This window comes from Roseinatronobacter monicus (genome assembly GCF_006716865.1).
Classification (GTDB): domain Bacteria; phylum Pseudomonadota; class Alphaproteobacteria; order Rhodobacterales; family Rhodobacteraceae; genus Roseinatronobacter; species Roseinatronobacter monicus.
This window is the reverse complement of record NZ_VFPT01000001.1, coordinates 2,665,023-2,688,410: the sequence shown is the minus strand read 5'-3', so window position 1 is coordinate 2,688,410 and position 23,388 is coordinate 2,665,023. Positions and strand designations below refer to the sequence as shown.

Below are 23,388 nucleotides of genomic sequence, written 5' to 3'. Positions count from 1 at the left end.
TATGAGTTTATTAATTGCCAACCGGAAATTGAATCTGACCGAGGTGTTGCTGGCACTCGCGTGGTTTGCGCTTGTGGTGCCGATTGCGATACTGGCAAGCATCCCCACTTCGACGGCGGTGCAGGGCGCGTTAGGGGTGTTCGCCGTACTTGCGGTTGCCGCGCTCAAGCCCTTCACCTCGAAGAAAATTGTAGCGCGCTTCTTGCTGCTGGCCATCGCCAGTGCGGTTGTCATGCGCTATTGGTTCTGGCGCGTCACTGAAACGCTGCCGCCCTTGGATATGCCGGTCTCCTTCACCATTGCGATGGCGCTGTTCATCGTTGAAACCTATGCAATTTTTGTCTTTTTTATCAGCTCGTTCATCTCGGCAGATCCGGTAGAACGCTCGCTTCCGCCCAAGGTTGCTGCGGCCAATCTGCCGACCGTCGATATTCTGGTGCCCAGCTATAACGAGCCGACCGAGATGCTGGCCGTCACCTTGTCTGCGGCCAAGAACATGCATTATCCTGCGCAAAAGCGCACCGTCGTTTTGTGCGACGATGGCGGCACGGACCAGCGCTGCAACAGTGAAGACCCTGAACTTGCGCGGGCCTCGCGCCAGCGCCGCGCCGATCTGCAAGAGCTATGCGCCCAGTTGGGTGTGGTGTATTCTACCCGCCCGAAAAACGAGAATGCAAAGGCCGGCAACATGTCCGCCGCGCTGGAGCGGCTGGACGGCGATCTGGTGGTGGTGTTTGACGCAGACCATGTGCCGTCACGCGATTTTCTGGCGCGGACCGTCGGGTATTTTGTCGAAGACCCGAAGCTGTTTTTGGTACAGACGCCGCATTTCTTTCTCAACCCCGACCCGATCGAGCGTAATATCGGGCTGCGTGCCGATTGCCCGCCCGAAAACGAGATGTTCTATCATTTAGGCCATCGCGGCCTTGACCGCTGGGGGGGCGCGTTTTTCTGTGGCTCTGCCTCGGTTTTGCGGCGCGCAGCTCTGGATGACGTGGGCGGCTTTGCGGGCGAAACGATCACTGAAGACGCTGAAACCGCACTGGAAATTCACTCGCGCGGCTGGAAAAGCATCTATGTCGATCATGCCATGATTGCCGGGTTGCAGCCGGAAACCTTTGTCAGCCTTATCCAGCAGCGCGGGCGCTGGGCGGCGGGCATGATGCAGCTTCTGATGCTGAAAAATCCGCTGCGGCGCAAAGGCATGAGCCTGACCCAACGCCTGTGCTACCTCAATTCGATGACCTTCTGGCTGTTCCCGCTGGTGCGGATGACCTTTATCCTTGCGCCGTTGGCCTATCTGTTTTTCGGCCTGCAAATCTTCGTCGCCACCATTCAGGAAGTGCTGGTCTATATGGGCGGCTACATGGCGGTCAGCTTTATGGTACAAAACGCGCTTTATGCCCGTGTCAGATGGTCGCTTGTGTCTGAATTGTATGAAACGGCGCAGGCACCCTATCTGTCCGGTGTCGTCATAAAAATCCTGTTCAAGCCGCGCGGCGCGAAGTTCAATGTGACCGCCAAGGATGAAGTGCTGGAAGAAGATTTCATCTCGCCCATGTTCAAGCCACTGCTGGTGCTATGGGCGGTTGCGGGGCTAGGGGTGTTGGCGGCTGCGGTGCGCTGGGTTCTGTTCCCGGGCGATCACACAATCTTGTCGATTGTTGGCGGCTGGGCCGTGTTCAACTTCATCATTGTCTCTGCCGCGCTGCGTGCCATTTCCGAGCGCCAGCAACGCCGCGGTGTTCCACGGTTCGAGACACAGGCCCCTGCGGTGGCAGCCTTTGGCCGGGATGGCCAGTTCAGCTTTTCGGCGGCAACAATCCTCGACTCGTCAACCAGCGGTGCGCGGATCAAACTGCTGCCGGGGCCAGATACCGATCTGGCCGAAATGACAGCGATCACGCCGGGCTATGTGTTTTACTTCACACCTGAATTCCCAAAATCGCCCCATCTGGAAAATGCGATCCGCGTTCAGGTTAAAAATATCGAACGCACCAATTCGGGCCTTATTCTGGGCGTGCGCTTCGACCCTGACCAACCGATGATCGTACGCGAGACGATTGCCTATCTGATCTTTGGTGACAGCGCCGTGTGGGAACGTGTGCGCGAAAGCAAGAACAAGCCGATGCCCATGCTCAAGGGTATGGCCTATATCGTCATGCTTGCCTTCACCTCGGTTTATCACACAATGCATGCCCTTGCGGCAGAACCGGCACGGCGGCGCGCCGCACATGAGCGTGCGCGCATGGGCGAGATAGGGGCCGCGCAACCCGCCCATCTGCTGGCATTCGGAGAGGCGTTTGACCCCGCCATAACCAATCCCGAATTTGCCGCCAACATGGGCGGGGGCGCGCGTGGCATGATGGGCAGTGGCGCAATCGGCCATCGCCAGATGCAAACCCTGACGCGTGGCATGGAGCAGCAGCCATGAGCGCTGCCATCACGCCCCGTATTCCGATCCGGCGCGCGGGCCTTGTTGCGGGCATGGCGGCGGCGCTATCTCTGCTGGGCCTTTTGACACAAGCGCCTGCCCATGCGCAAAGCGCTGAGGGCGCTCAGATCATTATGCCAGAAGATGGCACACCGGGCCTGCCGCAAGCTGTCGACGCCGCAGATATAGGTGCAAGGGTTGATCCCACGCGCCGTCAGGTGCGCACGGATGAGGATGCACAGGGCAGTGCCGCGCCGCACTGGATTTCAGCCCTGCGCCTGACCGATCTGCGCTATCCTGTCCAAAATGGCGTCGCCCGCATCACCGGAGAGCGTGAATGGGTTAATTTCGACCTCTATTCTGTCGGAAGTGACCGCGAGGCAGTGTTGCAGATCGCCACTGTTTCGGGGATCAATAATTTGCCTGAACGCTCGCGTATGCGGCTAAGTGTAAACGGGCAAGAGGTCGGCACCCAGAATCTGACCCATCTCGAAGCAATCGGGGTTGACCGGTTCACAATCCCGGAAGGTCTGCTGCAATCCGGCCGCAACCGTGTCCAGATCGAGTTTCGCCAGCAGCATCGCATCTTCTGCGGGCCGGAAGCGTCTTTCGATCTGTGGACCGATCTCGACCTGTCGCGCAGTGGTCTTGTGGTGCGGTCAGATTCCGATTCCATCCGCGCGAACCTGATGGGCATTGACGGGTTCATGATGGCGCTTGCCGCGCAGTCATCCGGCGGGCGTTCCGTTGAAATTCGCGGGATTGAAACCTTGGGCTCGGAGGCCGAAATCTGGCGCGATTTTCTGGTCGCACGCTTCAATCAGGCGCTAACCGGAACCCCGTTGCTGTTCAGCTTTACCGATTACTGGACCACGCAACCTGCCGCCCGCGATCATGCCCGCATCACCATCCTTCCTGCGTCTGAAAGCCGGATAAGGTTCGTCCTTGCCGGTGACGGGGCGGTGGTCATGGTTCTGGAAGTTGCGCAAGGCACCCAGCCAGAGCAGCTTTTGTCCGGCATTCACGCGGTCGAGGCACAGCAACAAGACATGCGCCCGCCCCAGATCATGACCGAGGTCAACGTTCCCTTCTCTGATTTCGGGGTGGAAACCGAAAGCTTCTCGCAGCGCTATGCGATCCGTGACCACGCGTTCCGTCTGCCAGATGACTGGCTTGTTCTGACAGCCGCCAAAGCGCGGATCTATCTGGATTACGCCTATGCAACGGACCTTCCCCAAGGTGCTATGCTGCTTCTCAAAATCAACGGAACTTCGGTGCGCCTGCTTCCCTTGCGGGGCGAAGGCGGCGTGCAGATTTCGCGCTTTCCCGTCGATTTCGAGGCACGCCTGATGCATCCGGGCACGAATGTTCTCAGCTTCGAGATGTTTGTGCCGGGCAATCCGCCGACACTGCCCTGCGCCGTGAATGAAGCCCCCATTTTGCAGATCAGTGACAGCTCAACGCTGTATGTGCCCTACAGCCCCTCAATGTATATTCCTGATATGGATCTTGCTTTCGCGGCCCTGTCGCCGGACAGCCTAAGCCTGAATGAAATGAGCGGGCGCGCGTATTCGCAGATGGATGTTCTGACCCTCAAGGCCGCGCTTGCGCGCACGCGCGCCGCCATCCGCCCATCAAAACTGCATCTGATTTCGTTGGATGATCTGGGGTCTATCCCGACAGGCCACTACAATGCGGACCGGCGCTTGCTGGAAGATGCGGTGCTGTTGCCAGAAGAAAGCAGCGCGCTTGTGGCAGAGCTTGGCGCACAGGGGCAGGGCGACCCGTTCCAGATACGCCGCAGCGAGCAGCGCAGCCTGTCTCTTGCCTTTAGCGCGGGTGTGGACGCGGTTCTGGAGCAGGGCAGATGGATGTTCGAGCGCGTCTTTCCCCGCAGCGGCGATCAGTTGAACACATGGCTGATGCAACAACGCGGCAAGGCGGTCTTGTTTCAACTCGATGCGGCGCGGCCCGATGAAATCTGGATGCTGCGCGGCCCTGACAGCGATATGCACGCGATTGCACATGCCGTTGCCAATGCCCGCGCCAATGGCGGTGGCCCGCGTGGGCAAGTCGCGGTTCTGACCCATGAGGGGCATTGGGAAAGCTGGCTTGCGCCAGATCGCAGGCCCCTTCTGCTAGAGCCGTGGTCGCGCCAGAACTTCCGGTCCGCAATGGGCAATATCGTGTCTGCGCGGCCAATTTTCTTCACCATCCTGATCCTTGGCCTCGCGAGTCTGTCTGCCGTGGTTGCCTTGCGGCTGGTCATATCGACAAGGGAACACAAGACATGAACCGACGCATGTTTCTGGCGGCCAGCACCTCTCTCGGGGCGGCACTCATGACGGGGCATTCCGGGGCTTTGGGGCAGGGCGCTTCTGCTTTTCCCGCGCGCCCGATCTGGGACAGTTGGAAATCCGCGTTTCTGCGGTCGGATGGCCGTGTCGTTGACACGCTGCAACAACAGGCCAGCCATTCCGAGGGGCAGGGCTACGGCATGCTTGCCGCCACCATGTTCGATGACGAAGCCGCGTTTCGCCAGATGTTGCGCTGGACCGAACAGCAGCTTGCCGTGCGTCCTGATGCGTTGCTGGCGTGGCGGTGGTTGCCGGAACAGGCCAACCCCGTTCCCGACCGCAACAACGCCTCGGATGGGGATTTGTTCTATGCTTGGGCGCTGGTGCGCGGCGCGGCGCGTTTCAATGACCGCAGCCTGCTGAACCGGGCCGCTGAGATCGCGCAAGCGCTGGCGGCAAGCTGCATGAAACCGATGCCCGGTGCCAGCGACAAACTGGTTTTCCTGCCTGCCGCCTTTGGGTTTGAGCATGACACCCATCTGTCGGTGAACCCGTCTTACTACATGCCGCTGGCCATGCGCGATCTGGCCGCCGCGACCGGCGTGACAGCTTTGGCCGCCTGTGCGCAGCATGGCGAGGTATTGTTGAATGACATTGCCACGAACGGTCTGGTGCCCGATTGGGTCGATATCTCGGCGCAGGGCATCGGCGCGTCCGAGACATTGTCGCAAAACACCGGCTATGAGGCGATGCGCGTGCCGCTGTTTCTGATCTGGTCGGGGTTGCAGCAGCATATGGCCGTGCGGCGCATGGCCTCTGTCTATGAACGCACATCACAACCCGGTCTGGGTGTGCCGACTGTGGTCGAACCGCTGTCAGGTGTCGTTCTCGAATCCAGCACCGAGCCGGGCTATCAGGCCTTGGCAGGGTTGGTCATCTGTACGTCACAGCGCAGCCTTGGCGCGCTGATCCCTCCCTTTTCGGCAGATCAGGCCTATTACCCCGCCACGTTGCAATTGTTTTCGATGTTTGCCGCAAATGAGGCGATGCCAGAATGTGTGCCATTATGACACCCCGCACCCCGCACCCCCGCCTGTGTGCCATCACTGCCGTGCTGCTGGCACTCGCCAGCGCTCCGGTATTCGCGCAGACAGCCGGTTTTGATGATCTGCGCGCCTTGCGGTACTATCTGCAACAAAATGACACGGCCTCGACTCAGGCCGAATTGCGCAGGCTCAGAATCGCCTTTCCCGATTGGCAGCCCCCGTCAGACCTGAACGCAGTGCTGGCCCCGAATGTGCAGGCCAGTGTCGATGAAGGCGCGATCTGGCGGCAGATCGAACGGCGCGACTACAACGCCGCGCGTCAGTTGATCGAACAGGGGCGGCAGGCCGGTGCTGGCTGGTCCCCTTCGGCCGAAATGCTGCGCGTGCTGGAAACGAATGAAGCGCAGGAGAATTTTGACACCGCCGTCACCGCGCGCAATGCCAGCAATGCGATTGCCATTGCGCGCCGGTCCCCCTCTCTGATGACATGCGAGCGGATAAACAACGCATGGCTTCTGGCCGATATGTATGTGCTCGCCGACCAGAAACCGGCGGCCATGACCACCTATCGCAACACGCTACAATCATGCCAGAGCTATGCGCAGATGCAGCCCACGCTGGAGAAATCCAGCGCCATTGCCACGCGCACCGAGTTGCAGGAATTGTTTGGCGTCGCGCGCCGGTCCAATCCGGGGGCCGCGTCCCAGCTTGACCAGCTTGAAACCCGCTTGCTGGGGGGAGCGGCACCTGCGCAATCAACCCCTATGGCCGCCGCCGCGACACCGCCACCCGCTGCCCCGTCGCAGCCCAGTGCAGCGCCAGTTGCCTCTGCCCCGGCCCGCGCGCCCGTACAAGCCGCCCCCAATGCGGGGGCCTTGCCCTTGCGCGGCGATGGGCGTCTTGCCCAAACGCGCCGCCTGAAGGAACAGGAACAATTCGCCAGTTGTCTGGCCGCCTCTACCGCGCCACGCTCGCTGGATGTGCTGTATGAACGCTCTTGGTGCGCCTATAGCCATGATCGCCCGACCGAAGCGCTGATTGGGTTTCAGGCGGCGGCACGGGCAGGCGATGCTTTGGGCCCCAATGTGCGCCGCGATGCGCATTTCGGTCTGGCGCTGTCCTATCTGTCGATGAACATGACCGAGCAAGCGGCGCACACGGCCTCGCAGGTGCGCTTGTCCGACACGCAGCACCGCGAACTGGAAGGCATCGTTCCGGATCAGCGCGGCGTGCGGGCTTATCGCGCAGGTGACTTCCGACAGGCGATTGGACATTTCGATGCGCTGGAAACCCTAAGCGGTGCGCTGCGCCGTGATCTGGCGATGCTGCGCGCCTATGCCTATCTGAATTCAGGCCAGCGCCCACGTGCGCGCGCCGAGTTCGAGCGGCTGCATTCCCAACTCGCCACCGCCGAAACCCGCGAGGGCCTGAACGCGACCCAAGGCCCGTAACCTGCGCGCCGCAATAGCTGTGCGGCAGATGCGGCAGGGCTGCGGCCCCAATCCGTGACACCACCCTCATCACGCGCGCCAGATATTGGCGCGCGTTTTGCGTTGCCCGGCATGGGGCGCAGGGCCGACGCCGCAAGCGGCTGGAATAGAACACCTTTTCGGCGATTTCACGGCGCATCCCCCCGCGCCGCTATGGCATAGCACTGCGGGTGTTATCAGCTAACGGGCGCGCGATATTGCCCGTCATCTGGTCTTGGCGGCAGGTTCGGGTCAGCGGATCAACCGCGCTTTGAACCGCTGCGGCAGCGACCCGCAGCATTCCAGACACATGCTCAGGAGTTACCTTCATGACCTTCACATTCACATCCAAAATCGCCGGTTCTGCTCTTGCTTTCGCCATCGCCCTGACGGCCTTGCCCGCCGATGCCGGCTCGAACCGTGTCAGCGTCGATCAATGGGGGCGTGACAATGCTATCGCCACATCACAAACCGGCGTGCGCCAGCGGGTCACGATCACGCAGCGCGGGCGCAGCAACCTGTCGCTCAACACCCAAGACGGCGCGCGCAACCGCGTGGTTGTCGGGCAATCCGGCTGCAACAATGTCGCCGACACGGCCCAGAGCGGTCGGCGCAATATTGCTGGTGTTGCGCAGATGGGGTGCCACAATGATGCAACTGTCAATCAGGGCGGCAACCGCAACGCGGTCGGCGTGATCCAGACAGGGCGCGGCAACACCGCCAACGCAACCCAGCACGGCAATGGCAATGTGGTGCTGATCATTCAGGAGTGATCTGCAAACGCGCCGGGGGCGGTCTGCCCCTGGCCTGCACGCAAAAAAGGAGAATCCCCATGTCCGCGATACCATATTCGATTGCAGCGCTTGTCATCACAGGTGCGGCCTGCACAGCCTCTCTGGCGACCTCTCAAGCTGGCAGCACCAAACCCCCCGAAGCACTGGTCTGCGCGTTGGAACTGTCGGAAAGCAACCGTCAGGTCACGATCACAGCGACAGCACAGGCCGCGCAAGCGGTGCGCGGCACGTATCAGCTGGAGATAGACCAGCGCAGCGCCGGTGGCCGCTCCACCATCCGTCAGGGTGGCGAATTCGATCTGAAATCAGGCGAGAAAGCCACATTGGGCGAGGCCCGCTTCAGCGGCAAGGCGCAAGAGTTTCAGGCCGAAATGACCGTCAAGGCCAATGGGCAAAGCAAAACCTGCCGCTCTGCCGGGTTGTAGGATCAGCGTAAAACCCCCGCTATGAAAGGATACCGCTTATGTTTACCCGTATCTCATCTCACATCCTGCCGCGCGGTGCCGTAGTTGCCGCGCTGGCCATCGTGCTGGGCTTGCCCGCAACGGGTGCGCTGGCCAAATCCCCCTCGCTGGCGCAAATTGCCTGCATGGCGCGCGACAGTCCCAGTCTGCGCGGCTCTCGCGCCACGCTCTCGACGCTGTGCGCGCTGCGCCGTGGCGCGCCGAATGCTGCAAGGGGGCGCAACAACACCGCGCAGGTCCAGCAGAACGGGGCCAATAACAGCGCGGAAATTCACCAAAGGGGCAGTGGTCACAGTGCCAATCTGGTGCAGGATGGCGACAACAATCACCAGACGATCCTGCAATTCGGGCGCGGCACGCAAGCGGATATTCACCAGACCGGCGGGCAATCCGGCGTTCTGATCCAGTTTGGCTGGTAAAGAGCAGGGCTTTTCCCTGCTCGCCAAAGCCGTTATGCCAAGCTCTGGATGCAGCAGCACGATAGGCAGACCCCTTGTCACACCGCCCCGAGTCCGCACGAAAACAGCGCGCGCGCGCCGATGGGGTCGTGGCGCGCTGGCTTTGGCACAGTTTCGTCCGTCACAGGCTGCATTTCATCGGGCTTGCTGTGGTTTTCATGGTGCTTGAGGCGCTGACACTGGGCGCATTCAGCTACCTTATTCAGCCTATGTTTGACGAAGTGTTCATCGCAGGCGACCGCGAAAGTGTGTTTCTGGTCGCATTGGCTATGGCGCTGGTGTTCTTTGGCCGTGGCCTTGCACGGCTGGCACATAAGGCGGTCATGACCTGGCAGTCCGAGGCTGCGACAGCAGAGTTGCAATCCATCTTGCTGGCGCATCTGATCCGCCTGGATCAGGGCTTTTTCAAACGCAATGCGCCGGGCATCCTGATCGAGCGCGTGCGCGGCGATTCTGCGGCGCTGCGCCGCGTGTTCTCGTCGCTGATTACGGGCTTTGGCCGCGATGGGGCCGGGGTGATCGTGCTGTTCAGCGTCGCCCTCTGGACAGATTGGCAATGGACGCTGATTGCCCTGTTGGGCCTGCCCTTGCTGGGCTTGCCGCTGATAGCGATCCAGCGTCTGATCCGGCGGCGCAGCACCGAGGCGCGACTGGCCGCTGCCGAAAGCTCCAACCGGCTGGACGAGACATTTCACGGTATCGCCACGCTGCAACTGACCGGATCGGAAGGGCGCGAAATCGGGCGCTTCCGCGAGATCATGCGCGGCTTTGTGCGCAAAGCCACGCGCGCGGCGATCGGGCAGGCGGCGGTGCCCACGGTCATGGATTTTGGCGCGGCCATCGGCTTTGGTCTGGTGCTGATCTATGGCGGGATGCAGATCATTGACGGCACGCGCACGGTCGGGCAGTTCATGTCCTTCTTCACGGCGCTGGGTCTGTTGTTCGACCCGTTGCGCCGATTCACGGCCCTGACCGCCGAGTGGCAGAATATCCTTGCCTCGCTGGAACGCACACATGCGCTGTTGCAGGTTCAGGCCAAGGTCACCAACCCGCCCCCGCCACATCTGCCTGTGCCCGACCGCCGCCATGCCTCGGTCGAGTTGCGCGGCGTCAGCTTCGCCTATGAGGCCGAGCCTGTGCTGAATGATTTGTCCTTTGTCGCGCCCGCAGGCAAGACCACGGCGATTGTCGGCCCGTCCGGCGCGGGCAAAACGACTGTGTTTACCTTGCTGACACGGCTGGCCGATGTCGACGCGGGCGAGGTGCTGATTGGTGGGCAGGATGTGCGCGGCATGGATCTGGTCGCCTTGCGCCGCCTGTTTGCGGTGGTCAGTCAGGACACCGCCCTGTTTGACGAGACGATCCGCGACAACATTCTGATGGGCGTCGAGGGGGTGTCCGAGACGGCCTTGGACAGCGCACTCAGCGCGGCCCATGTCGATGATTTCCTGCCGCTTCTGTCTGATGGGCTGGACACATTGGCCGGTCCGCGCGGCTCTAGCCTGTCGGGGGGGCAGCGCCAGCGCGTGGCGATTGCGCGCGCGCTGTTGCGCGATGCGCCGATCCTGCTGCTGGACGAAGCAACCAGTGCGCTGGATGCCAAATCCGAAGCTTTCGTTCAGGATGCCTTGGACCGTCTGGCCGAAGGGCGCACAACGCTGGTGATCGCACACAGGCTGTCCACAGTGCGCCGCGCCGATCAGATCATCGTCATGGATCGCGGGCGCGTGGTCGAGCGCGGCACGCATGAGGAATTGCTGGGCGTGGGCGGGGTTTATGCGCGGCTCTATGCGTTGCAATTCGGTGAACAGGATCAGGCAAATTCGCCCTGAACACACCAGCCATCGCGCTGGGGGGTGTGAAACAGCCATAATCGCGCGCCCCGGTCGGTCTGCACGCGCCAGTAATCGCGCAGACCCGTGCGCCATGCCGGGTCATCCAGCCACCATTCCGGGCTGATCCTCTCAGGGCCGGTGGCCGCAACCACCCCCCACCACACACCCCGCCATTTGAACCGGCGCGGCACAGCGCGCCCTGTGCCCGCAATCGGTTCGGGCGGGAACATCATCAGCGGGCGCGGCGGGGCCCTGTTGTGCCAGTCGCGCGCTGCCGTGCTATAGGCGGCAGGTGCGATGCTGAAGGCTTTTTCGGGAATATGGCTGTCCGCAGGCAAATAGCGCAGCACATGGTCAAACCCCACACGATTGCACAGACGGGTCAGCAGATCATCCAGATCATCCTGTGCTTTCGCCCCTGTGGTGGTGATCTGCTGGACCGCCAGCGCCTCAACCGCGACGGCACTCAGGCGCATCCGCTCTATGCCAAAGCCCGCATCCATTCCGTCCAGCGCGCGGGCGAACAGTTGCGCCATGGGGGCGGGGTCGCGCATGGGGCGGGCCAGACCGATTTCCAGCCGCACCGCCTGCCCATCCACGCGCGACAGTTCCAGCAACAACCGCCGCGCCCCCTTTTCGGCACCGCGCAGATGCGTGCACAGCCGTTCCAGCAACCGGTCCAGCCCGGCCTGAATATCCCCCATCAGGCCAATCGGTTCCGGCAGCGACAGGCGCACCGCGAAAACCGGCTGCTCCGGTGCAGGGGCCACAGGCTCTGGCACATCGCCCAATGCCTGATCCAGCCGCAGCAGCGGGGCCGTGCCGAACCGTCGCACCAGACTTGCGCGCGGCACTTGGCTCAGGTCGCGGATGATGCGCAAGCCCAGCCGCTCCAGCCCCTCGACCGATGCCGCGTCCAGCCGCAGCGCGGCCAGTGGCAAGGGCATCAGCCTGCGCGCGGTTGCCCCTTGCGGCACAATCCCGCCTTGCCCGTACCGCCCCACCGCCCAAGCCGCGCCGCGCGTATCGGCAATCGCGGCGCGGCACCCGAAACCCATGCGTGCAAGGCGCGCGGTCAGATCATCCAGAAGGGCCGCCTCGCCGCCGATCAGATGTGCGGCCCCTGTAATGTCCATCACCAGCCCGTCCACCCCCTCGACCGCGACCCAAGGGCAATAGCGCGTGGCCCAGCGGCGCAAGCTGTCCATCGCGTGACGCTCGCCTCTCGGGTCGGCAGGGCGGGTCAGCAGGTCGGGCATAAGCGCGCGGGCATCCGCCAGCCCCATGCCCCGCGTCAGCCCGCGCGCCTCTGCGATAGCGTTCAGACAGACCAACCGGTCTGCGCCTCGCTCCTTGGCCACCAGCGCAAAGCCGCCCGCCGCAGGTCGGCGGCGCAGCGACAGGCTGGACGCGAAACGGGGCAGCCAGAGCGACAGGATGCGGCGGGGCATGTTCTCACCATATGTTCACGTATTGTTCAAATTAGCCCGCCACAGGTTCCGAGTCGAGTCCGCGCCTTCCAGATTGCAAATCCCGGCAGTCTGCCGCATAACCGCGCCAAACCGTGCCGGAGGCCCTGATGAATTATCTTGAATTTGAAAAGCCATTGGCTGAAATCGAAGGCAAGGCCGCCGAATTGCGCGCCATGGGGGCGGCCAATCCCGATATGGATGTCGAACGCGAAGCATCTGCCCTTGATGTGAAAGGGCAGAAACTTCTGGTCGATCTTTATCGCAACCTGTCGCCATGGCGCAAATGTCAGGTCGCGCGCCACCCCGACCGGCCCCATTGCCGCGAGTATATCGAAGCGCTGTTTGACGAACTCACGCCCCTTGCAGGGGATCGCGGCTTTGCCGAGGATGAGGCCGTGATCGGCGGCTTGGGGCGGTTGAAAGACCGCGCCGTGGTCGTGCTCGGGCAGGAAAAGGGCCATGATACCCAATCACGCCTGCGCCGCAATTTCGGCATGGCCCGCCCCGAAGGGTACCGCAAGGCGATCCGGCTGATGGATCTTGCAAACCGGTTCGGCCTGCCGGTTGTCACGCTGGTCGACACACCCGGTGCCTATCCGGGCAAGGGGGCCGAAGAACGCGGTCAGGCCGAGGCGATTGCGCGCTGCACACAAAAATGCCTGTCGCTGGGCGTGCCTATGGTCTCGGTGATTATTGGCGAGGGGGGGTCTGGTGGGGCTGTGGCCTTTGCCACCGCCAACCGCATCGCCATGCTGGAACATGCAGTCTATTCCGTCATCTCGCCCGAAGGCTGCGCCTCGATCCTGTGGAAAGATTCCGACAAGATGCGCGAAGCCGCCGAAGCATTGCGCCTGACGGCGCAAGACCTCAAAAAACTGGATGTCATCGACCGCATCATACCTGAACCGCTTGGCGGCGCACAGCGCGACCGCGCGGCCATGATCAAGGCCGTCGGCGCGGCATTGGGCGCGATGCTCAAGGACATGGACGGCAAATCGCCCAAAGAATTGCGCCAGCACCGGCGGCAGAAATTCCTTCAAATGGGCTCAAAAGGATTGGCCGCCTAAGGGCAAGCCCCCTCTCCTGACAGGCGCGCCTGTCGCAAATCATCTGGACAAGATCGCGGCGTCATGCTTAGCGTAAAGCTGTGTCCTGATGGTCCTGCATCCCATGCGCCCTGTCCTTTACCTACTGATCATTTTCATGACCTTAAGCGGGCTGTCGCAGGGCGATCTGCGCCCCGCGACCGAGCTTGCGCAGACCAAGACCCACAGCGCGCCGCTTGCTGTGCTGGGACCGGATTTCCCGACCCGCGACGCCGAACGCAGCAGGGCCGCGCCAGCCTTCGGGCCTGATGACGCGGCCTGCCTTGCTGCGGTCGGGGCCTGTGCGCCGCACCACAGGGCAGCACCGCGTTGCCCCAAGACATTCCAGCCGGGCCGCCGCACAGGCCATTGCGGCAGCAATCCGGCCCGCGCCCCCCCGCGCCTTGCATGACCAGAGCAGCCTGCCTGCTCAGAGATACGCTGTAATCATTCCATCCTGAAAAAAGGAGTGCGCAGATGGATACGCTGCGTTTGTGGCTTGTGCTGGGGTTTTTCGTCGGAACGGCGGTCTATACCGTCACCTACATGATCCTGTACACGGCCTGACCAAAGGACCACCGCGGGGCGCAGGCGACATGGCCTGCCCCTGCGGACTGTCTCCAAGCGCGGAATCAAGGGCGTCAGCCCGCCGCGCATCGCCGGGCCGCCCACGGGCACGGCGATTTGACTGCCACCAGCACAACGCTCTGCTCTTGCTCGGATGTGGCTGGCATAAAGTGCTTTAACTTCAATTGCGGATCGCCAGACCGCGGCCCGACGCTGCGCGGCTTTGCACCCGGAAACGCAATGTCCGCCCAGCAAACCTTCGTCCCTGATGGCCGCAGAGCACGGAAATCTTTTGCCCGGCAGCCATCACCAGTTCGCGCGGCCCTCAGCCGTTCACATCGACCACCACACGGCCCTTGACCTGACCTTTCAGGATATCCGCGCCCAGTTGCGGCAGATCGGCCAGGGTTGCGGGCTGGATCATGGCGTCCAGCTTGTCCATCGGCAAATCGCGTGCGATCCGGTCCCATGCACGCAGCCGGTTCTCATAGGGCTGCATCACCGAATCGATCCCCAGCAGGTTCACGCCGCGCAGCAGGAACGGCACCACTGTCGCAGGCAGCCCAGCCCCGCCCGCAAGCCCCACCGCCGAGGCGGACGCGCCGTATTTCATCTGCCCCAGCACCCGCGCCAGCATGGCCCCGCCAACAGCATCAACGCAGCCTGCCCACAGCTCGGATTCCAAGGGGCGCTTTACAGTTTCATTGATCATCTCGCGCGGGACAATCTGGCTTGCCCCCAGATCCCGCAGATAGCTTTCGGTTTCGGGGCGTCCGGTGACCGCCGCCACCTCATGCCCCAATGCGGACAGCAGCGCCACTGCGACAGACCCGACACCGCCCGCCGCCCCTGTGACCAGCACAGGCCCGTTGCCAAGGCGCAAGCCGTGGTCTTCCAGCGCCATCACGGCCAGCATCGCGGTAAAGCCTGCGGTGCCCACAGCCATGGCCTGACGCGTGCTCAGCCCGTCGGGCAGGGGCACCAGCCAATCGGCCTTGACGCGCGCCTTTTGGGAATAGCCGCCCCAATGTGCCTCGCCCACGCGCCAGCCGGTCAGCACCACTTTGTCGCCGGGTTTGTAGCGCGCATCCTCCGACGCCTCGACCGTGCCGGCAAAGTCGATGCCCGGCACATGCGGGTAATTGCGCACAAGCCCGCCGCCGGGGCCAATACACAGCCCGTCCTTGTAATTGACGGTCGAGTAGTCCACCGCGACAGTCACCTCACCTGCGGGCAACTGGTCGTCTGTCAGGTTTTGCACACTGGCCGAGGTTTTGCCCTCGGCGTCCTTTTCAACAATCAATGCCTTGAAACCCATCTTCGCTCTCCCTTGCTTGATGCCGCCCTGCGCTGTCCTGCCTTGGCGGATCGTCAAAATTCCTATATGTCTTACATATCAGGGGACCAATTGTCTTACAATTAAGATTTCATCGGGCCAATATCAGGGATATGCATGAAAACCGCCCTTAACAGTGACCGCGATTATTCGCAGCAAATCGCGCAAACGATCCGCGATGCCATTCTGAACGGCGATCTGCCCGCCGATGGGCGCTTGCCGTCCGAGGCGGAACTGGCCACGCGTTTCAGCGTGTCGCGCCCCACTGTGCGCGAGGCGTTGAAGCGGTTGGCAGCACAAAACCTGATCCGCACCCAGCGCGGCGCGACAGGGGGCGCATTCGTCAACCGCCTTAGCTTTGCGCAGGCGCAAGAGCATCTGACCACAACGGCCATGCTGCTGTTGTCCATGAACCGCGTCGATTTTGAAACCGCCTGCGAGGCGCGTTTCGCGCTGCAACGCGCCTGCCTGCCGATGGCCGTGCAGCGCCGCAGCCCTGCCCATCTGGCCGCCATGCAGGCCGAGATTGCGCGCCAATCCAGCGACGGGCTGAGTGACGAGGGGTTTTGCGCCTCTGACGTGGCCTTTCACCGTGCGCTGATTGATGCGGCGGGCAATCCGGTGCTGTCATGGCATCTGGCTGGCGCGGTTGAGGCGATGCAACCGCTGATGAACATGATTACCTTCTCGGCACGATCGCGCGCGCGTATTATCACGCTGCATCAGGCCCTTGTCGCGGCCTTGCAGGCACACAGCCTGCCCGATGCGCAATCCGGCCTTGATGCCTTGGCCGCCTACACGCTGGAACTTGGCGGCCAGATAAGGGCGCATCGCGCCTTGCAGGCCAGTGGGTCGGCGGCTCAATTGTGATTTGCGCCAGCGCGCCCCGACTGTATGCTGCATTGCATTGATGACGGGCCAGATAAAATGATTTCGACACATACGCTTGCTGCAATCCGGTTTGGCACTGGCCTTGGGCCTGTAGGTCGGACAGCACTGGATGGCGCAATCCTCTGGGACAGTCTGCAACCCGAAAGCGGCGGGCATGATCCCTCTATCATCCCATGGGACACCCGCCGCGCCCGCGCGCTGGAACGGCGCGACGTGCAGCGCGCATTGCGCGACGCCGAAGACCCGGCCCTGTCGGCGCGCCTGCAAGAACTGAACCGCAAGGATCGGGACGACACCTTTACCGAATTGCGCACCAATATGGCGCGCCTTGCCTTTGCGCCGGTCGGGTTTTTTGAACGGCTTGTGCGGTTCTGGGCCAATCACTTTGCTGCCCAGTCGCGCGGCGGCGTCTTGCGCGCAGGCCGCGCCACCCAGATCGAGGAGGCGATCCGCCCCAATATCACGGGCAGTTTTCAACAGATGCTGCGCGCCGCAGCCCTGCATCCGGTGATGCTGCTCTATCTCGACCAGAACGCCTCGGTCGGGCCGTTCAGCCGTGTGGGGCGCAGGCGGGGGCGGGGCTTGAATGAAAATCTGGCGCGCGAATTGCTGGAACTGCATACATTGGGCGCGTCTGGCGGCTATACACAGGACGATGTGACACAAGTGGCGCGCCTGTTGACCGGGCTGGCCGTGTCGCTGGAAGACGGGTTCACATTCGAGCCGCGCATCGCAGAACCGGGTCTTCTCGAAATTTTCGGCAAGCGCTATGGCGGCAGGCCCATGACGCTGGATCACATCATAGAGTTGCTGGATGATCTGGCGCTGCGCCCCGAAACCGCGCAACATCTGGCCAGCAAGCTGGCGCAGCATTTCGTCTCTGACAGCCCCGACCCGCAACTGGTGGCGCATATGTCGGCCAGCTATCTGCACAGCGGCGGCGATCTGATGGTGCTCTACCGCGCGATGCTGGAACATCCGGGCGCATGGGACGCGCCCTTGTCCAAAACCCGCGCCCCGTCCGAGATGATGGCCGCCGCCATCCGCGCAATGGATGTGCCGCGCGACATGGTCACGGACCTGACCTCGCGCCAGACCCGCTTTTTCCTTGCCCACCCGATGGAAGCGATGGGAGAGCCGTTCGAGCAGGTGCCAAGCCCCGCAGGCTATGGCGAGAGCGCGGCCTTCTGGGTCACGCCGCAAGGGCTGGCTGCGCGGATCGACTGGGCGATGGATCTGGCGCAGCGCGTGCCAGAGGCACCAGACCCCCGCGAATTTGTCGATATTGCGATGGCAGACGCGGCCAGCGACACGCTGCGCCGCGCCGCCAGCGGGGCCGAGACTCGCGCCCAAGGCGTCGGGTTGATCCTGTCCGCGCCAGAGTTCAACCGCAGATAATGAAAGGCAGGCCATGACCCACACGCAGACCCGCCGTGCCTTTGTCACGCGCAGCCTTGCGCTGGGGTGTTCGCTGGCCGCAAGCCCGCTGATTACCCCCATCGCCCTTGCTGGCGGGCCGGGCGAGAACCGCCTTGTCGTCATCATCCTGCGCGGTGCGATGGACGGGCTGGATGTGCTGCGCCCTGTCGGTGACCGCCATCTGGCCGCGCTGCGACCGGGCCTGTTTGGCGCAGATGCCGCAGGGCCGACGCTGGCGCTGGACGATTTTTTCACGCTGCATCCCGCGCTGGACGGGCTGTTGCCGCTGTGGCAGGCGGGCGAGTTGGCCTTTGTTCCCGCCACCTCGACCCCGTACCGCGACCGGCGCAGCCATTTCGACGGACAAGACCATCTGGAAGCAGGAACCGCAGGCCAGATGCCGCCCGCGCTGTCGCGCGATGGCTGGCTGAACCGCCTGCTGACGCTGCTGCCGGGTGTCGATGCGCGCACGGCCTTTGCGGTGGGGCGCGAACGGATGCTGATCCTCGAAGGCGCTGCCCCCATGACCCAGTGGGAACCGGGCACCGACCTGAACCTCAGCCCGCAAAGCCGCCTGTTGCTGGGGCATCTGTTTCAGGCCGATCCGCTGTTTGCCGAACCGGGGCGCACGGCGCTGGACATGACAGGTGCCACCCTCGCCGATCTGCCCGAGGACGAGATGGCGGGCATGATGGCGCAGACATCGGCGGGTGATGCCGACGGTCTGGCCGCCTATGTCGCCCAGCAAATGCGCGGCGAGACGCGCATCGCCAGCTTCTCGCTGTCGGGCTGGGACACGCATCAGGCCCAGTCCCGCGCCATATTGCCCGCCCTTGCGCGCCTGCAAGCGGCCATTCTGACGCTGCGCACGGGGCTGGGGCCGCTCTGGGGGCAGACCACGGTTCTGGCCATGACAGAATTTGGCCGCACCATGCGCGAGAACGGCTCGCGCGGGACAGATCACGGCACGGGCGGTGCAATGCTGCTGGCGGGCGGGGCGATCCGGGGCAAACGCATGATCGGCGGCTGGCCGGGGCTGGCAGAGGCCGACATGTATGCAGGCCGCGACCTGATGCCCCTGCGCGACATCCGCGCCTATTCCGCTTGGGCCATGCGCGATTTGTTCGGCCTGCGCGCGTCTGATGTGGCGGCAACCGTATTTCCGGGGCTGGACATGGGCGAGACGCCGGATTTGCTGCTATAGCGCGCGCAAATCATGCAGTTGCACGTCAGGGCAGGCTTTGCGCGCAATTTCGCACAGATGCGCGTGATGGGTCAGATAGATCACCTGCCCATGCCCCGCCATCTGCGCCAGCAAGCGAAACGCCGCCTCGGCGCGGGTGTCATCAAAGGTTTCCATGATGTCATCGGCAATAAAGGGCACACAGGGCCGCGTTGTCGCCAGTTCCAGATACCCCGCCGCCCGCAGCGCCAGATACAACTGAAACCGCGTGCCCTTGGACAAGGTGTCCACCGGCTTGGTCGCCCCGCCCGCCTGCTGCGCGATCAGGATTTCGCCGCGCCCGTCGGGTTGTGTGGACAGGCCGGTATAGCGGCCAGCGGTCAGCAGCGCGAAAGCATCCGCCGCACGCGCCATCATGGTCGAGCGGTGGGTATCGCGGTAAAGCCGCAGCGCCTGTTCCACAGCAATCACGCCGGCTTGCCGCGCCATGAACTGCGCCGCCTCATCCTCGATCTGCAACAGCAGGGTCTGGCGCTCTGCCTCCAGCCGTGCGGCGGCCCCGTCATGGCCTGTGCCCTCCAAGGCCTTCTCGGCCTCGGCCAGATCGGCATAGGCTGTTCGCAAGGCGTCATCCTGCGCGGCCAGTGTTGCGGTCAAGGTTTCAGCCTCGGCGCGGGCCTGATCGACATCCAGCGCGTCCAGTCGCGCGAATTCAGGGGCCGGATCGGACACGCGCAGATGGGCGGCCAGATCGTGGTGCAGGCTGGCGTATTCCGCGCTCAGCTCGGTCGCGCGGGCGATGGCGTCGATCTGTCGCGCAATTTCGGCCAGTGAGTCGGTGCCGAAATGCGCCTGTAGCGGCGCTATCGCAGCGCGCAACCGCTCGTGACGCAGCTCCAGTGCATCCAGCCGCTCTTGCGCCCGCGTGCCCTCAGTCTGCAAGCGGGTGCGCTCATCCTGTGTGGCCTGTGCCTGTTTCAGCCGCTGGCGCAGTTGTGGCCACAGGCTGTCGATCTGCGGCGCGGGGGGCAGGTTCAGGGTCTGGGCCAGATGCGTCAGCGTGGCGGTGAAACTGTCGATATCTTCTTCAATCCGGGCAATACGGCGCATCATCGTGTCGGCTTGCGGCGCAAGGCGGGCAAGCTCGGCTACAATGGCAAGGCGCGCGCGCATGTCGCGGGCGTTAGGGGCGGGTGTGCCGATCCATGTCGCAGCGCACAGCCTGTCCCACTCCTGTTGCCAGTCAGCGCGGGCCTGCTGCGCCTGTGTCACCGCCAGTGCGCGCGCGTCCAGATCCGCGCGCAGCCGTGCGGTCTGGCGCAGCCCTTCTGCGGTCGCAAGCAGGGCCTCTGCTTCGGCGAGAGATGTCGCGTAATCAGCACTTGGCAGGGGGCGACCCAAGGCCGCCAGCGCCGCGCCAAGCGATTTTGCGGCCCCTTCCAGACGGTCCGCCAGCGCGTGCTGTGCCGCTGTGCATTCGTGCAGCCGGGCCTGTGCCTCCAGCGCGCTGTCGCGCCGTGCCAGCCAGTCGATCAGGTCTGCAAGGTGGCGTCCCTGTCCCTCAACGCCAAGCAGTGCCCAATGCGCGCTGACCTGCGCTTGCACCTGCGCGACCAGTCGTGTGGCGGCACCTTGCCGCGCCAGTGCAAGGTCCAGTGCCGCTTGTTCCTGTGCGACAACGCGCAGCCGTTCAGCCAGCCCTGCCTGTTCCAGCCGCGCCGCACTGACCGCGTCATCGGCCTGCATCGCGGCTGCGAAAGCCTCAGCGCTCTGGCGGGTCAGATCACCCAGATGCGCGGTCCATGCCGCATCGCGCGCCGTGCGGGCGGCAGCGGCCTCAGTCGCGCTGACAGGTTGCGCCGCGCAGGTATCCGCGCGCAGCCGCGCCACTGCGTCTTGCAGGCGGTCACATTCGCCCTGTGCCGCGCGCGCATCCTGCACCGCCTGCGTCAGCGTCCGGTCAATTGCGCGCAGGCTGTCAGGGCTGGGCAGGTCCAGCGCGGACAGTTCAGCGTCAGTGCCCTGCCAAGGCGCAAGGGCGGCAAAGGCTTGCGCCCGCGCCGCCTGTGCTGCCTCCAGCTTTTCCGCCGCATCCGCGCTGTGGCGCAACAGATCCGCGCGGCGCAACTCCTCGACCAGCGGGGCCAGCCGTGCCAGCGCGGCCCCTTCCGGCGGTGGGGTGTCTGGCCTGTCTTGCAAGGCGCGCTGCGCCTTGTCCAACTCTTGCTGCGCTGTCGCCTCGGCGCTGCGCAGCACCGCGTCGGCCTCGATCAGGTCTGCCAAGCCTTGGGCAATTGTGGGCGCAAGGATCGCATCGGCAGGTGTCAGACCGGGCCGCTCCAGCCGGTCAACAAGCCGCGTCATCTGGTCTTGCAGCTCGGCCAGTTCCTCGCGCCGTTTCGGCAAATCTGCCTGCTGGCGCGCGATGGCACCGAACTGCCCCTCCAGCCCTTCCAGCCGGGGCAGAACTGCCAGCGCGTCGGGGTCGTCATGCAGAGTGTCCAGCGCACGCGCGCACTCCGCCTGTGCGCCGCGCGCTTCTGGCAGCAAGGCCGCCAGTTCCGCCTCTTCGCGCATCCAGTCGGGCAGCGCGCGGCCCCAGTCGGCGGGCAAGGGCTGGGGTTCGGGCAACTCTGCCAGCCGCGCTTGCAGGGCGTTCAGCCGTTGCAGCATTGGCAGCGCATCCAGATCGCGGCGCAGCTGTTCCGCGCGGGTCTGCGTTTCAGACCGGCGCGCGCGTGCGGCCAGATAGCTTGCTTCAGCCTGCGCGCGTGTCTGGGACAGCTTGCGCCATGCGCTGACTTGCAGATCAACCGCCTTGCGCTCTGCGACCAGCTCTGCCAGCCGCGTCTTATGCGCCGACAGTTGGAATTTGCGCCCTGTGGGGCGGAACCACGCGGCCCCTTCCTCATGCAGGCCGCGCAACGCCTCGCTCAGATCAGCAAGCCCGGCACTGGCCGAAAACAGCAATTGCCCCAGATCGCCCTTGCTGTCGAGAATGCTCTCGCCGCCCGATTCCAGCGTGTCATCATCCAGCGAGAACATGGTGGTATAGGCGTCCCGGTCCAGCCCGCCAAGGGCCGCCCCCAGCGCGGCTTCTGGCAGCGGCGCATCTGTCGCGCGGTCCCGCAGCGTGTTGGTGTTGCCCTTCAGCCGCGCCAGCGCCAAACCCCCGCTGGCCGAAGAAATCTCAGCCTCGATCCGCAAGGCGCGGTTGTCATGCAGAAAATTATACGCCGTGCGCGTCGGAATGCCAAACAGCAGGTCCAGCCATGCCGAAAACAGGGTCGATTTGCCCGCTTCATTGGGGCCATAGATCACATGCAGGTCCGGGGCCGTGCCCGCAGGGCGCGGGAAGCGCACCGCCGCATCGGTGAAATGCCCGTAGCGCACAAGTCCCAACTGCTCCAGCCGCATCAGCCCTGACCCCGCAACCGTGCCAGAACCTCGCGCAGGCCCGCGTCCAGCGCCGCAGGCTCCAGCGTTTTGATGGCATTGCGCGCCTCTGGGGGCAGGGCAGATTCCAGATCCTGCCGCAGCGATTCAACGGCTTGGGCATAGGCCGGGCTGGGCAGGATGTCGCCCTCGATCAGCCCCGCCAATGCGCCCAAGGCCCCCGCCACCGGCGCGCGCGCGCTCAGGTCCAGAACCAGCTTCTCCACCCAGACCCCGCCCATCGCCTTGGCGTTTTCCTGCGCTTCGGCCTCGGCCAGATCGCGGTCGCGCAGCAAGCGTTGGGCCAGCGGCGTGTCGCCCACAAGCCGCAACCGCGCCACCAGATGCGGGCAGGGCAGGCGGGCAGCGTCCAATGTGCGCTCAATGGCGCGGTGCAGCGCACGCCACTCTTCCAGCCCCGTCACATCAACCGTGACATGCGCAAAGCCTGCAACGGCCACAACGCGCGCCTCATGGGTGATCTGGCCCGCATCATCAATCTGCACCAGCGTCACACTGCCCGCCCCCGGCTCGCCTATGTCGCGGCCCTGCGGAATGCCGGGCATGACCACATGCGCCGCGCCAGAATATTCGGCGCGCTTGTGGATATGCCCCAGCGCCCAATAGTCGAACCCGCTGGCCTGCAAATCCGACAGCGCGCAAGGGGCATAAGGGTCATGCCCTGCCGCCCCGTTGAGCGAGGTATGCATCAGCCCGATATTGATCGCATCCGCTTCAGGCGGGCGGTATTTCGGCAGCAGGCTTTCGGGGGCATGCGGGTCGCGGAAACTGAGGCCGTGAATGGCCACAAGCTGCGCCCCTTTCGTCATTATCTCAACCCCCGCGCGCCCTTCATAGACATGCGTGCTGGGGGGCGGCGTCAGCTCACGGCTGATCTGGGACATGGCATCATGATTGCCCCGAATGATAAAGGCGCAAATACCCGCTCGGTCCAGCCGCGCCAGTTCCGCCGCCAGAAAACGCGCGGTCTTCATGCTGGTCTGGCTGCCATCATAGAGATCACCTGCAATCAGCAGTGCATCCACCTGCTCGGACAGGCACAGATCAATGATCTTGCGAAAACTCAGCCGCGAGGCATCCGCGATCAATTCCGCCAAATCAGGGTCGCGCAACGCAAGAGAGCGCAGCGGGCTGTCCAGATGCAGATCGGCTGTGTGAATGAAACGAAATCCCATGGCGCAA

Annotated in this window: 17 protein-coding genes; 13 read left to right on the top strand and 4 right to left on the bottom strand. The window is 63.8% G+C overall.

Annotation, left to right across the window (positions count from 1 at the left end; all coding sequences use genetic code 11):
- The first annotated feature begins 1 nt into the window (after nucleotide 1).
- The 8 genes from bcsA (at nucleotide 2) to BD293_RS12765 (ending at nucleotide 10,794) form a co-directional block, all read left to right on the top strand.
- Nucleotides 2-2,434 (top strand): UDP-forming cellulose synthase catalytic subunit, encoded by a 2,433-nt coding sequence (gene bcsA / locus BD293_RS12800; protein ID WP_142082316.1) that lies wholly within the window; start codon nucleotides 2-4, stop codon nucleotides 2,432-2,434.
- Nucleotides 2,431-4,728, top strand: coding sequence for a cellulose biosynthesis cyclic di-GMP-binding regulatory protein BcsB (locus BD293_RS12795; protein ID WP_142082314.1), 2,298 nt, complete (start codon nucleotides 2,431-2,433; stop codon nucleotides 4,726-4,728). Before bcsA ends, BD293_RS12795 begins: the two co-directional genes overlap by 4 nt.
- Entirely contained in the window at nucleotides 4,725-5,801 is a 1,077-nt protein-coding gene (locus BD293_RS12790) for a family 8 glycosyl hydrolase (RefSeq protein ID WP_142082311.1), read from the top strand. The genes BD293_RS12795 and BD293_RS12790 overlap by 4 nt, the downstream gene beginning before the upstream one ends.
- Nucleotides 5,798-7,228, top strand: coding sequence for an outer membrane protein assembly factor BamD (locus BD293_RS12785; protein ID WP_142082309.1), 1,431 nt, complete (start codon nucleotides 5,798-5,800; stop codon nucleotides 7,226-7,228). Before BD293_RS12790 ends, BD293_RS12785 begins: the two co-directional genes overlap by 4 nt.
- A 347-nt stretch (nucleotides 7,229-7,575) precedes the next feature.
- On the top strand, nucleotides 7,576-8,019 hold the full coding sequence (locus tag BD293_RS12780) for a curlin-associated protein (protein ID WP_142082307.1): 444 nt from the start codon (nucleotides 7,576-7,578) through the stop codon (nucleotides 8,017-8,019).
- A 59-nt stretch (nucleotides 8,020-8,078) separates the two neighbouring features.
- Nucleotides 8,079-8,465 (top strand): curli-like amyloid fiber formation chaperone CsgH, encoded by a 387-nt coding sequence (gene csgH, locus BD293_RS12775; protein WP_142082304.1) that lies wholly within the window; start codon nucleotides 8,079-8,081, stop codon nucleotides 8,463-8,465.
- 38 nt (nucleotides 8,466-8,503) lie between these two features.
- A complete protein-coding gene (locus tag BD293_RS12770) occupies nucleotides 8,504-8,923 on the top strand; it encodes a hypothetical protein (protein WP_142082301.1) in 420 nt (139 codons plus the stop codon).
- 74 nt (nucleotides 8,924-8,997) lie between these two features.
- On the top strand, nucleotides 8,998-10,794 hold the full coding sequence (locus tag BD293_RS12765) for an ABC transporter ATP-binding protein (RefSeq protein ID WP_246086292.1): 1,797 nt from the start codon (nucleotides 8,998-9,000) through the stop codon (nucleotides 10,792-10,794).
- Here the strand turns inward: BD293_RS12765 and BD293_RS12760 are convergent.
- The gene (locus BD293_RS12760; RefSeq protein WP_142082299.1) at nucleotides 10,776-12,248 is read right to left on the bottom strand and encodes a Y-family DNA polymerase; all 1,473 of its coding nucleotides are present in this window, start codon (nucleotides 12,246-12,248) and stop codon (nucleotides 10,776-10,778) included. The genes BD293_RS12765 and BD293_RS12760 overlap by 19 nt on opposite strands.
- Before the next feature lie 128 nt (nucleotides 12,249-12,376).
- On the opposite strand from BD293_RS12760, the gene BD293_RS12755 reads away from it, so the two are divergent.
- Together BD293_RS12755 and BD293_RS12750 are read left to right on the top strand one after the other, a co-directional pair.
- A complete protein-coding gene (locus tag BD293_RS12755; protein ID WP_142082298.1) occupies nucleotides 12,377-13,336 on the top strand; it encodes an acetyl-CoA carboxylase carboxyltransferase subunit alpha in 960 nt (319 codons plus the stop codon).
- Between the two features lie 88 nt (nucleotides 13,337-13,424).
- Complete coding sequence (locus tag BD293_RS12750) at nucleotides 13,425-13,766, top strand: hypothetical protein (protein WP_142082296.1); 342 nt, start codon at nucleotides 13,425-13,427, stop codon at nucleotides 13,764-13,766.
- Between the two features lie 480 nt (nucleotides 13,767-14,246).
- Here BD293_RS12750 and acuI read toward each other — a convergent pair whose 3' ends face one another.
- Nucleotides 14,247-15,239, bottom strand: coding sequence for an acryloyl-CoA reductase (gene acuI, locus BD293_RS12745; protein ID WP_142082293.1), 993 nt, complete (start codon nucleotides 15,237-15,239; stop codon nucleotides 14,247-14,249).
- A gap of 135 nt (nucleotides 15,240-15,374) precedes the next feature.
- On the opposite strand from acuI, the gene BD293_RS12740 reads away from it, so the two are divergent.
- The 3 genes from BD293_RS12740 to BD293_RS12730 are packed head-to-tail and all read left to right on the top strand — an operon-like array spanning nucleotide 15,375 to nucleotide 18,771.
- The gene (locus BD293_RS12740; protein WP_142082292.1) at nucleotides 15,375-16,127 is read left to right on the top strand and encodes a FadR/GntR family transcriptional regulator; all 753 of its coding nucleotides are present in this window, start codon (nucleotides 15,375-15,377) and stop codon (nucleotides 16,125-16,127) included.
- A 57-nt stretch (nucleotides 16,128-16,184) separates the two neighbouring features.
- Complete coding sequence (locus BD293_RS12735; protein WP_170207132.1) at nucleotides 16,185-17,546, top strand: DUF1800 domain-containing protein; 1,362 nt, start codon at nucleotides 16,185-16,187, stop codon at nucleotides 17,544-17,546.
- 13 nt (nucleotides 17,547-17,559) lie between these two features.
- Complete coding sequence (locus BD293_RS12730) at nucleotides 17,560-18,771, top strand: DUF1501 domain-containing protein (protein WP_142082288.1); 1,212 nt, start codon at nucleotides 17,560-17,562, stop codon at nucleotides 18,769-18,771.
- Here the strand turns inward: BD293_RS12730 and BD293_RS12725 are convergent.
- The gene (locus BD293_RS12725; RefSeq protein WP_142082286.1) at nucleotides 18,766-22,167 is read right to left on the bottom strand and encodes an AAA family ATPase; all 3,402 of its coding nucleotides are present in this window, start codon (nucleotides 22,165-22,167) and stop codon (nucleotides 18,766-18,768) included. The two genes, BD293_RS12730 and BD293_RS12725, sit on opposite strands and share 6 nt — an antisense overlap.
- Complete coding sequence (locus BD293_RS12720) at nucleotides 22,167-23,381, bottom strand: metallophosphoesterase family protein (RefSeq protein ID WP_211841024.1); 1,215 nt, start codon at nucleotides 23,379-23,381, stop codon at nucleotides 22,167-22,169. The genes BD293_RS12725 and BD293_RS12720 overlap by 1 nt, the downstream gene beginning before the upstream one ends.
- Nucleotides 23,382-23,388 lie beyond the last annotated feature (7 nt).